This is a genomic window from Pontiella desulfatans, assembly GCF_900890425.1.
Classification (GTDB): domain Bacteria; phylum Verrucomicrobiota; class Kiritimatiellia; order Kiritimatiellales; family Pontiellaceae; genus Pontiella; species Pontiella desulfatans.
In genome coordinates, this window is record NZ_CAAHFG010000001.1 from 1257690 (window position 1) to 1269706 (window position 12017).

General features: G+C 55.4%; 8 protein-coding genes. 3 read left to right on the top strand and 5 right to left on the bottom strand.

What is annotated here, in order from left to right; translation table 11 throughout:
* Positions 1-294: 294 nt before the first annotated feature.
* Positions 295-1302: an ISL3 family transposase gene (locus E9954_RS04875; protein WP_136078097.1), complete on the top strand. Its 1008-nt coding sequence runs from the start codon at positions 295-297 to the stop codon at positions 1300-1302.
* Positions 1303-1868: 566 nt separating this feature from the next.
* Here E9954_RS04875 and E9954_RS04880 read toward each other — a convergent pair.
* Both E9954_RS04880 and lpdA read right to left on the bottom strand, forming a co-directional pair.
* Entirely contained in the window at positions 1869-2909 is a 1041-nt protein-coding gene (locus tag E9954_RS04880; RefSeq protein WP_136078098.1) for a DUF481 domain-containing protein, read from the bottom strand.
* Between the two features lie 304 nt (positions 2910-3213).
* Positions 3214-4602 (bottom strand): dihydrolipoyl dehydrogenase, encoded by a 1389-nt coding sequence (gene lpdA, locus E9954_RS04885; protein ID WP_136078099.1) that lies wholly within the window; start codon positions 4600-4602, stop codon positions 3214-3216.
* 229 nt (positions 4603-4831) lie between these two features.
* Here lpdA and E9954_RS04890 point away from each other — a divergent pair, with 229 nt between their 5' ends.
* Positions 4832-5302: a prepilin-type N-terminal cleavage/methylation domain-containing protein gene (locus E9954_RS04890; protein WP_168441975.1), complete on the top strand. Its 471-nt coding sequence runs from the start codon at positions 4832-4834 to the stop codon at positions 5300-5302.
* 194 nt (positions 5303-5496) lie between these two features.
* Here E9954_RS04890 and E9954_RS04895 read toward each other — a convergent pair whose 3' ends face one another.
* The 3 genes from E9954_RS04895 to E9954_RS04905 are packed head-to-tail and all read right to left on the bottom strand — an operon-like array spanning position 5497 to position 9295.
* Positions 5497-6711, bottom strand: coding sequence for a hypothetical protein (locus E9954_RS04895; protein ID WP_136078101.1), 1215 nt, complete (start codon positions 6709-6711; stop codon positions 5497-5499).
* A gap of 16 nt (positions 6712-6727) precedes the next feature.
* Positions 6728-8791, bottom strand: coding sequence for a PulJ/GspJ family protein (locus E9954_RS04900; protein WP_136078102.1), 2064 nt, complete (start codon positions 8789-8791; stop codon positions 6728-6730).
* 9 nt (positions 8792-8800) lie between these two features.
* The gene (locus E9954_RS04905; RefSeq protein ID WP_136078103.1) at positions 8801-9295 is read right to left on the bottom strand and encodes a type IV pilus modification PilV family protein; all 495 of its coding nucleotides are present in this window, start codon (positions 9293-9295) and stop codon (positions 8801-8803) included.
* A 432-nt stretch (positions 9296-9727) separates the two neighbouring features.
* Here E9954_RS04905 and E9954_RS04910 point away from each other — a divergent pair, with 432 nt between their 5' ends.
* Positions 9728-11992: a tetratricopeptide repeat protein gene (locus E9954_RS04910; protein WP_168441976.1), complete on the top strand. Its 2265-nt coding sequence runs from the start codon at positions 9728-9730 to the stop codon at positions 11990-11992.
* Positions 11993-12017: the final 25 nt, after the last annotated feature.

Consider the following 12017-nt stretch of genomic DNA (forward strand, 5'->3'; position numbering starts at 1 on the left):
TTCATCACGGAAGTGCGACCTGAGGGTTGAAAAAAGAAGCTGGTTGTCGTTCCCTTAAAAGTTCTCCAACAAAGAAAGGAAACAGATGACAACCAGCTCCCTGCACCATACCCAAGGAATCCGCGGTTACAAATACCAAAAAACGGAACGAACAGCCGATTGCGAGATCTACTATCTGCACTCTACTGCCAAGCAACTGGCTTGCCCGCAGTGCCGATCGAGGCACACTTCGATCATCGAAACCGGCAGGACGCGCGATATCCGAGGCCTTTGCATCGGTTTTAAAAAACGTTGATGCGCGTCGCTACCCGGCGTATCCGCTGCCGGGAATGCGGGTCTTCCAGCCATGAACCCGTTTCATTCTGCCCCGATCCATACGTGCGCTATACCAAGTGGACCGCCCGCTTCGTCCTCGGGCTTCGCAAAGCCATGTCGATCAGCGACGTGGCGCATTTTACCGGCCTGCATTGGGAAACGGTGAAGAACATCGAGAAAGCCTGGCTGGAAAAGAAGTACAAGAAGGTGCGGCTCGACGACGTGGCGTATCTGGGCATCGATGAAGTCCACCTCGGCTCGAAGCTCGGCTACATCACCGTAGTGCGCGATCTGGAATCGGGAGCAGTGCTGTTCATCGGCAAGGGCAAAGGCGGCGACGCCCTCAAGAAGTTCCGAAAGCGGATCAAGCGCAAGGCGAAGCAGATCAAGGCCGTCGCCATTGACATGGCCAACTCCTACAGCGCATGGGTAGCCGACGTGCTGCCCGATGCCGACATCGTCTACGATCACTTCCACGTCATCAAGCTGATGAACGAGCGGATGGACAAGCTGCGGCGCAGCACGATGAACAAGCTCTGCGACGAACAGAAGAAACAACTCAAGAACAAGCGCTGGCTGCTGCTGCGCAACGTGGAGAACCTATCTGCTGAAGCCAAAGGGGAACTCGATCAATTGCGAGGTGAGTTCGATGACCTCGGAACGGCCTCGGCCATGAAAGAATACCTTCGCAACATCTACCGCATCGCCAACGGCGCAACCGTGGCGAAATTGGCCTTCGAGAAATGGTGCGCCATGGCCGATGAATCAGGGATTGCCTGCCTGAAGCAGATGGCCAGGACCATTCGGCGACGCATGGACGGGCTGTTGGCCTACTGGCAACATGGCTATCTCACCAACGCCAGCCAGGAGGGATTCAACAACAAGATCGGTTGGTTGACCCGCCAGGCCTACGGTTATCGGGATGAACGGTACCTGCATCTGAAAATCTACGACTTGCCGAACCTATCAACGAGCAGACGCCTGTGAGGTCGCACTTCCGTGATGAACCAAAAAACCGCTCATATATCCTTGAACCCTTCGCTCAAACCCAACGCGTTAAGTACGCTGATATGTTTCCGTACCCCCCGGAAAGTAAAAGGGTTCGTAAACCTATCGAAACCGGGCGTATCCAGCCACCCCAAACCGTGTTTTGAAGGGTATGGAAACGCTTCTGAACAACTGGGGTTGCGAGGGGGCTCAAGTTCGCTTTTCCATCAAGCTCGGTGGAGCGGCCTTGATGCTTTTCAAAAAGCGAAAACCGGGTCGAATTGACCCAGATTTTTCGCGATATTCCGCAACTTGTTGGAACGGTTGAGATTAACAAAACGGAGAATCGGTTCGCATCAAGTCAGGTGTCGATCTTGATACGAAAATAGAAAACGGAGAACCGGTTCGCAAATCCATCAAGCCGGGTCGACCATCGACGGGCTTCCACCTGGAACCGAAATCCTGCTCAGCGGCTGACTACAAGCCGTTCGAGTCCACGCCCCCAACGAGTCAAAGCGCATGCGTCGTAGACGCACGGTTCCTCATGCCCATTCCCGGATTTAGGATTAAAACTTGTAGAGTATGCTCGTTAGCAGCGCCCGGTCATAGTAGCCCTTGCCATCGTAGGCAATCTCGGTGTCGCGCTCCAGCCGGTATTCGACGCGCAGGAACAGCTCCTGGATAAGCTTGTTCTCCAGCCCGGCGGTAAAGAGGAAGTGGTAGTTTTCCAGATCGCCCAAGTGGGTGTATTTCTCAATAAACGTAAGTGAGTTGACCAACTGCCACTTCAGGTTTTGGTCCAGCACGAATTTGGGCATGGCTTCGTCGTATTCCGCCAGCACGTTCTGCTGCCAGTCGCGCTTGACGCGGTTATACTCGTGGTAACCGCCGCCCACGGAGGTTGACAGTTCGAATTTCGACGAGTTCTTGAACCAGTTTATCCCCAGTTCCGCCGTTTGGAGGAATTCCTCTTCGATGCCCCGGCGGTAGTCGCGCTGGAATAGGGTTTTTGCCTCGGTGTAGTAGGTTTTTTGTTTGAACGTATAGTTGTAGTTTTGTTTTACGTTAAACAGGTCGTCATATTTTCGAAGGTCGCTTTTGCTGTAGCGATAGTTCAGGTCCCAGCGCAGTTGGTTCTGGCCTCCGGTCCATGCAATGTTGCCATTGATGCGGTAGGTTTCGAACGATTCCTCGGTCTCCTGCAGCGTCCCGTCGTTTTTTTGTTGGAGCGAGTTCGACTCGCGCATGGCAAAGGAGAGTCCGGCCTGGCCCGACCACTGTTTGTTTTCCTTTGGCGGATGCTTCGCCAGATCGGGCTTATGGGCCTCAACGGCAGGGAGGGGCTTTTCTTCGACCACCGGGGCAAGTGCTTCGGCAGGCACCTCGATTTCGCCCAACTCCTCGGTCGATACGGTGATTTTCGCAATGTCCCGTGTATATAGGCTAACGGAACCAAAGGAGTCGGACTTGAAATAGACGGTGTAGGAATCCTGTTTCAGGATTTTTCCGCTTAGGATGTCGCCATTCTTAAGCTTGATGGTGTCTTGTGCAACACCGGTCGTGGCTGTGATCAGGAGGGGGATGAGATGGAGGAGAATTTTGCGCATGTTTACGTTGTTGCTCTGGTTCCTTAGTAAATTGCCGCGAAACGTATCGGTTTGGCTCTCACGGGTCAATCCCTTGGAACGCAAAAAGCGTTTGGAAAAGGGGACGTTATCTGACCGCTTTCTTGGACGGAGGAGGCATAATCCCGGCGCAAACCGATGTTGGGCGCACCTTTGTTAAATATCATACTTGCATAAGTATGATGTTGATGAATATGCACGTATTCAGGGTTGGGAATGAATATCTTACTTGCATAAGTATGATGATTGGCTGGATGAACCGCGCCCCATGCTTGCGGAGGCCGGGCTATCGGGCGGGTGGGGCGTGGATGCAGGCCTTATGCAAGGCGTGGGCCGCCTCCATCCAGATTTCGGCGAAGGTGGGGTGGGCGTGCACGGTGTTGCCCAGCTCTTCGGCCGTCAGCTCCTCGCGCACGGCAATGACCATTTCGCTGATCAGATCGGTGGCATGCGGCCCCGCGCATTGCGCACCGATTATGCGATCGGTTGCCTTGTCGGCAATAATCTTCACAAATCCTTCGGTTTCGTTGGATGCCATGGCTTTGCCAAGTCCCCGGAAATGGAATTTTCCGATGTTGGTTTCGATGCCCAGTTTCTTGGTATCCATTTCGGTTAGCCCCACCAGCGCCACCTCGGGAGAGGTGAAGATGACGCCGGGAATGACGACTTCTTCGATCTTTTCCTCGCCCTTGAGCGCGTGTTCGACGGCATACATGGCTTGCGACGTGGCGGCGTGGGCGAGCTGCATGCGGCCGGAAACATCGCCAATGCAGTAGATGTGGGGCACGTTGGTGCGGTTGAGTTCATCGACCTCGATGTAGCCGCGTTCGTTGGCGGCCACTCCGGCAGCCTCGAAATTAAGGCCGTCGGTCACCGGGCTGCGGCCAATCGCCACCAGCAGCATGTCGGCCTCGATCGTCTGGTCGCCGGCCTTCGCCGTTACCCCGGCATCCGTGGCTTGGATGTCTTCCATGGCGTCGCCGGTGAGCAGGGTCATTCCAAGCGAATCCTTCATGTGCATTTTCACGACCTGGCGGACATCCTTGTCGAGCAGCATCAGCACATCGGCCAGCAGTTCAACAATGGTCACCTTCACGCCCAGGCCGGCGGCCATGCAGGCGAGCTCGCAGCCGATGTAGCCTCCGCCCAGCACCAGCAGGCTTTCGGGCAGTTTTTCCAGTTCGAGAAAGGCGCGGCTTTCGACAATCCGCTCGTGCTTGGGAATAAAGCCGGGAACCGTGGAGGTGGAACCCGTGGCGATGATGATGTTCTTTCCGGTAATGGTTTGGCTGGAGCCATCGTTGGATTTCACGGCAATGGTGTTGGCATCCTGGAATGAGCCGGTTCCTTCGAAGACGGCCACGCCATGCGCCTTGAGCAGGGAACCGATGCCGCTTTGCAGGTTTTGAACCACGCCGTCCTTACGCGTTTTCATGGCGGGATAGTCGATTTCCGGCTTTCCGACTTTGATGCCGAAGGTTTCGGCATGGAGGATTTGTTGATAGGCCTCGGCTCCGGCGATGAGGGTCTTGGTGGGGATGCAACCGCAGTTCAGGCAGGTGCCACCCAACCATTCCCGTTCAATAATGGCCGTCTTCGCACCCAATTGGGCCGCCTTGATCGCCGCCGGATAACCTCCGGGGCCTGCTCCGATAACAATGACGTCAAAATCCATGGGATCGCTCTCCTTAAATAATGATCGGAGTATTGGTATTTTATTCGGGGTGAGTCAATCGAAAGCGTTTGGAACCTGTGCCGTTAACTTTATGGTTTCGGATGATTGGATGGGTGGAATTCTGGATGACTCGGCAATGCGAAGGTTATTGAGTGTCAACCTTTGGGTGACATGGCATTCAAAATGCAAGTGTAAAACTCTATGGGATTCCATGTCCAAGGAGGTTGCAATGGTTCGCACGGATAAAGACGGTTATACCTTGAATGAAATGATGATTGTAGTTGCTGCAATTGGAGTGTTGGCGGCAATGGGAAGCTTTGCCGTGTTGTCGGCAACCAACAAGGGGAAAGTGAAGAAGGCCGAGACCGAGGTGGAAATCCTCGCGACCGCAACGCTCCAACTGGCCTGGGATACCGGCAGATGGCCGAACCAGAAGGCCCGGAACAATGGCGGGAGTACGGAAATATGGGATCTTTTGGGCGATACGTCCGGCTTGGTTGGAACGGATGGTTCATATACCGGCTGGAAGGGGCCCTACTACAATGGTGACCGGCTTGATCCCTGGGGCAATCCCTACTTTTTCGACCCGGACTACAGGGTGGGCGGCGTTATGCGTCCCGTGGTTGGTTCGTTCGGCCCCAATGGCGTCGGCCCCAACCGCTACGACAGCGACGATATCTATGTCCTGCTGGACGATTGATATGCAATTAACCTGAAAGCTCCCACCACAGAGAGGACGATCCTTCCGAACCGCGATCTCGCGTGAGAATCAAAGGCGAGATCCGGGGAGGGAAAGCCCATTCCGGATCCGGCCTCTCACGTTCCACAAGGAAAAACCCGAAATCCATTGTTCCGAATTTCGGGTTCGTTTTGGGTTTGTTGGGGGGGGGGGGACTATTTCTGCCAGGCGGAAATCAGCGGTAGGCATTGCGCGGGGGTTGAGCTGCTCGTGGGCGGTTTCGGGATGTGCTGCTCATATCCTGCCATGATATCGGAGTTGCCGGCATTCTTGATGTAGCCATTGACGATCAATTGGCCCCGGATGAATCCGTTGCCCTGATAGTTGAAGTTGCCGCTCTTTACATAGATCAGGCCACTCACATCCCCGCCGTTCATGGTGATGTCGCCATCGCGGGAGACGATGCTGAATGAAAAGTCGGAGGTCGGGGTCACGATGGCGGCTCCGGTATTCACCTGGACGTCGCCGGTGGCAATGACCGTTCCATTGATCGTTGCTTTAATCTCGGCATCGCCGTTGACCCAGAGGATTCCACCTGCGGGCGATCGGTTGCCCGAGGGCATGCTGCTGTAGACCTCGCCGTTTTTCAGGGCATGGTTGTAGTAGGGGGTGAGATCGACATCCGGGATGGCGACAGGGGCAACGGCCCGCTGCGTTTTGGTCCCCTTCACCGTGACCTTGCTCCATTTGGTTTTCCCGAAGTCGGGCGCGGTAATGTCGCCGCCGATGATTACGTTGTTTCCGATATCGATGCTGGCGGAAGAGGAGAGGTTGATGAGGGCGTCGGTGGTTCCTCCCAGGTCCATGCTTCCGTTGGCATGGAAGAGGGCATTTCCTGCCGGACTGAAAATGGAACCGCACCCGTTGAAATCAAAGTTGCCGCCGCAAAGAATCGCATAGTTGAAGCCTTCCATGTCTTCATAGCCGTTGTCGCTGGTTTCCGTTCCACTACCGGCATAGATGTCTTCCACGAGCACTTCGGCCTGGACGGTCTGGCTACCGACGCTTCCTGCGGAATTGATGATCACGTAGCGGTTGCTGATGGTGGTCAGGCTGATGGAGAAGTTTCCATCGCCGTATGAGCTATCTGCGGAGCTAAGCGAAGAAACGGAGGCCATCTCCGCATCGGGATCGAAGGAGAACGCATCGGGATTGTCACGTTGGGAGAAATCCGTCGATAGGATGGAATAGGCATAGTCGATCCCCGCTTCGGCGTAGGCGAGCGCCTTGACCCGGTCGGTCTGGCGGTTGGCATCGAACACGCGTTGTTGGCCGAGTTGGGCCAGTATTCCCACGCCCACTCCAAGCGCCATGATGATGAACATGACCGTGAGCAGGGCGTAGCCGTTCTTTGTGTTACGTTCTTTCATGGGAGTACTCCTTTTCCTACATACCGCTGTTTCGCGGTGTCAGTTCCGTTTTCAGCGATGAAGTGATTCTTCGCCGTTTTCCATCCAATAGGGTCACATCGTCGTAGATTTCCAGGTCGATGATGAGCGCAGAGCGCAAGGGTTCTCCATCGACGCTGATTTCAAATGTTCCGTAGTCGGGGCCTTTCGTGAAGATGCCACCGATATTGACCAGCTGCGTTTCGCCATTCCAGTCGATCGTGACATTCCTGAGAATAGGGGAATACAGTCCGTCCGAACTGGATTGAAGGAGCGTCTGGAACTGGACATAGCGTTCCCATCTGCCCGGAACCCGGCAAGATCCGGTGAAGGCGGTAATGGTTTCCCAGTCGTCCGCGTCCGAAAGATCGGGCTGGCTGCCGCTCCTTACCTTGAACGCAATCGTCGAGTCGGACGGCACATCCGCGTTCCAGGTAATGTCGCCGTAGGTGGGCTTGTCCAGATGGGTGTCGAAAATCTGGGAACTGTACGTCCCGTTCGAAGGGAAGCTGGCCTCGATGGCCGCCAGGCCGAGAATGGCATCCATGTCCATGCGTGTTTCCGAGCGGTCTCCCCAGGTTGGATCCTTTGCCACTTCGACGAGGCTGGGGGCATCGGTGATCACTTGGCAGGTCATGGCGGCGTTGGGCCAGACATCCTTCCACTTGGCGGGCTGGCATTTGTCGGCGTTGTTGGCGATGCGGTAGGAAACCAGGTAGTTCTTGTCTTTGCTGATGGGGAAATCGATCCAGTCGGAAAAGAAGCTGGTGCCGGGGCCGACGGTGGGGCTCCCAATGCTTCCCCCAAACTTCACTACGGTCATCGTGGCTGGATCGAAATCCATACTGGCTACTTCCGACGCCGCCGACTCTCCGATGAATACATTGGTAACCCTGAAGTTGCCGTTTTCGGCGGATTGGAACTTGAGGCGGCATTTCCGTCCGTTGTAGGCGAACCAGTTGCCGTTGTCGGCGAGATCGGCCCCTTTTTGCAGGGTGCGCACCACCCAGTTTTGCATCAGGCCAACGGGCGGGGAGACCGGCAGCGAGCCGGCTTGCTTTTCCGCTTCCCAGGTATAATCCATGCCATCGAGCTGCACCACGAAATCGCTTGGGCTGATGGTGTCGAGAAATTCCACCCGGGCATCCTTGGCCTGGTAGCCCAGCCCGCTGAAGTTGGTTTCCTCCCAGCGGTCGTTTTCCATGACGAGGGTGAAGCTGCTTCCGATTGAAGAGGCCGGGAAGTAGAGCTGGCGGTTGCCCTTCCAGGATCCTTCCGTGACATACTGGTTGATGGCCGAGGCCCCGGTTTGCGAGGTGGCCGGAAGTTGTTCTTCGGCTTCGCGCGGGCTGGCGGAACCGGATACCACCAGCTGGTCGATTCCGATGTTGTAGCCCGTGCTCTTGCTGTGCTTGTCCACCACCGTGAACGTAATCTTGTGTTCGCCCGGGTCGAGCAGCATGTAGCCAAGGTTCGCCCGGTCCCGTGTCACGGTCGAGGAATAGGCATCGAACCGTCCGGCCTTGGGGTTGATCTCCCAATCCAGCAGATTGGCGAACAAAATTTTCGATTTTGCATTGCTTCCATTATAGGTGCCGCTACCGGAACCGGAATCCACCACTTTATCGAGTTGTTCCTGCCGCTGGGCATCGGTGAGGGTGTTGTCGCGCGGGCTGAACGTGGTTTTCACTAGCTTGTCCGGGTCGCCGGGGCGGATGTGGTAGATGATGGTTTCATCCCAAATGATCTTGTTCTCTTCATCCCGTTCCACAATGCCGTCGCCGGTGCTGTCGTAGGCCATGGGGAAACTGATGGCCTGGTAGGGGCCGCCTCCGACCGGGTGGTAGAAGATGGTGTCGAGGGACGAAAGGCGAAGGTCTCTCTTCAGGTGTTCCATCGCCAGCTGCAAGTCGATGTCCAGATCGTTCTGCACATCGGCTTCGTTGACGTTTTTCAAGGTGAAAATATATCCCGTAATGGCCATGCCCATCGCCATTACCAGCAACGAGGCCGATGCGATGACTTCCAGCAGGGTGAATCCTTGGGATCGTTTTCTTTTCATGGTTTCACCTTACGATGTGGAGTTTGGCGCCACTCCGCCGCCGACCGACGAGTCCTCGGTCAGGTATTGCGCAAAGAAGGTTCTCAGATATTCGTTGCTGCCGTCGAAACCCAGGGTTTTACGGTCGCGGATCTCAACGGTGACGATCAATTCGATCAGGTTGTCATTAATGGAGTCGACTTGCGTGGTGCGCCGGAAATATCCTTCGGGATCCGGGGCTCCGCTTTTGTCCACCGGCACCTTGTTCTCCAAAAAGCTGTCCACCTGGCCGAATTCAAATGAGCGGATCAGCTCCAGTCGGTTTTTGGCAATGTTGGCGGCGGTGTAGTGTTCGCGCGCCATATCGGACATTTGGCGATGCGCCAGCATCATCTTGGTGGCCCCCGAAACAAAGAGGGCGAACACGGTTAAGGCAACAAGCACTTCGACAATGGAGCTTCCACCTTTTCTTCGCATGGATGTTGAAGTCGTTGCCAAGCTTGCCCTCTTCTCCTTGGTGGTCATGGTTGGTTTTCCTTGTCGGTATTTTTCACTCACAAAAATAAAGCATTAAGCATGCCCTGTTGGCATTTCCCGGTGTTTTCCCTGATTTACCCAGAATGAGACTCTCCATGACTCGAAAGTGAGAGAATTTGAAACCGAACGATTCTCAAACCTGAAAATTAGAAATGGCTCATTCCCATAATGAGCAAAAAAAATGCCAAAAAGTTTTGGTTCCATGTTTTTTTATTGGTTTCGTGTAATGTACAGCGTTGCAGTCTATTGTGATTTTAACCGATTGGCTTTGCTTTGAAGGGCAAGTGCCGGCGCACGCCCCGTTTAAATGTTTTTTTAGTAAGTGGTACGGAAAAGGCTTTTGTAAAAAACGGTTTTTATCGATTTTTAAGCAAGTTGTATTTTGGACCAAACCGGTGAATGGAAAGGCGGGTGTTCGGCGTGAATGGTAGTTTCAACATGGAATATGTAGGGAAGTCCAAGGTGGTTTCCCATGCCAACCGATGTTCGGAATGCCGGAGACTCAAGGTTCTGTCTTCCTATGCGACGACCCGCTTTATCCATTTTTACAGGCTCCCGCTACTGCCATGGGGACAATACTATATCATGGATGAATGTCCGCATTGCGGGCACCGGGGCGTGATTTCACTCAAGAAGCACACGCGGGAGCACAAGAAACAGCTGGCGTTGATGGTTGATGGGTTTAGTTCCAATGAGGACGATCCGGAAGTCTGTTGCCACGCACTCCAGACGCTTATGGTGTTCGATGAAGCCATCTGGTTCAACGATGTCCGTCGTTCCCATGCGGCCCGGTTCGAAACGTCCCCGAAAATCCAGCACCTCATTGCAAAAGGGCTTTGCCGGTTTGGCGACTATGAACAAAGCATGCAATACGCCCGAAAAGCGATCGTTCTCGGGGCGGGGAAAGAGGCGGAGGAATTATTGGAGTTCTGCCATCGGCTGAAGGAGTCCCTGGCCGGATCGCCGAACCTCGGAAAGCAGGCTGTTCAACCGGAAACCGCATTCAAGGCCTACGTTCCCTTGCTATCGGTTGCGACGTTTGCGGCGGCTTTCATTGTGATGCAGGGCATGGTTGCCCTTCGCTCCCATCGGGCATGGATCGTGAATGGTTCCTTGCAGGAATACAGCGTTGTGCTGGATACCAAATCCTACACACTTGCATCCGGGGAACGGCGCCAGGTCAAGCTCAAGCTCGGTGCGCACGAGCTACGAATGGAAGGCCACCCCAACCACCAATTCACCTATGGGATCCCGTTGTTCAGGCAATTGCTGGAAAAGCACCTTTTGGTGATCAATCCAGACGCCATGGCGGTTCTGACCATCCAGGATGAAGCGGGGGATGGCGGCGGATCCACCTATTGCTTTGGACAAAAGGTGCATGGGCTTTCCTCGGTGGGGCATCCGCTCTTCTCGTTCAATAAAAAAGAGAACGAGGCCGAGGTGAATAGCCGCGTCAACCTATTCCGGCCACAAACGCATATGGCGGTGGTCGACCGGCTTAATCAGCTGGGTTTTGGCGCGGGCGCGCAGGAGTATGCCCGCCGGGCCTTAGCGATGAATCCCGCGACCGCAGAGGTGGTGCCCTTGCTGCGGGGGGCGTTGGATGGCGCCACCGATGAAGAGGTGGCATCGTTCCTGATGACCGGCTGTTCCGTTTCGCCGGCCCTGCTCCCATGGCACCTCCACTACCAGGATCATTTCCTGCTCGCCGGTTCCGGCAACCGCCTGTTGCGGGAGTATACGGCATGGTGCAAGCAACACCCCGATGATCCGGCGGGATTCTACCTGCTTGGCCGGGTGATGGAAAACCACACCGACGCACGCAAGTTTTTCATCCATTCCGAAAAGGGGCAGGGGATGGGGGGACTCGGATACCACGCCGTTGCCAGCGATCTGGTTGCGCATGGGGAATATGGCCAGGCGTTGGCCTATGCCCAAAAAGCGGTTGCCGCCGACCCTGCAAACGACGATTTCCGCAACGTGTGCGAGCAGACCCTGATGGCGCTTCGCAACTACGATGTCCTGTTGCATTCCACCCCTGTGGATTCCTTCGAGGCGGCCAGCCTGCGCGTACTCAGCCTCACGTTGGCCGGATACCACCGCGAGGCCGAGGAATTCGCTATCGATTTCAGCAACCGCTCCCCGCAATGGCTGTCGGCACTCAACGCCGTTCGCTATTATGCCGTCGGCAACACCGATGCCTATCTCGGACTCATTGCCGAGGCCGGCGATCCGTCGGCACGGTTCCGGCAACTGATCCATGCCGGCCAAATCCCCGAGGCCGACATGGAATTGACGAAGGATGAAAACCATGCGTGGTGGGAGCACCTGGTCTTCTATTGCGCCGCGATGCAACAAAAACAGTTCGATCTCGCACAGCTCCATTATGAAAAGGCCGTCGATGAGGTGGGGGGCAACTCCTTGTCCGAGCGCAGGATGGCCGGTTTGCTCGCATCCGACACCCCGCCCGAGCTGGATCAAATTACGGGGTTGCACGTCGATGCATCCGAAAAAGCGCTCCTGTGCATGGCCTTGGGCCATCGTTTTCCCGGACAGGATGCCGACTTCAGGAAGCTTGCCCGGAAATACAATATCTTCCCGGTCTATCCGCAGTTGCTGGTTAGGCAATGGAGCCGGGAGGTCGTCCGCGATCCCGCCGGCTTGTCATCCCTGGAGGCCTTGTAGCGAAGAGCCTCTGTTTTCCGGGGAA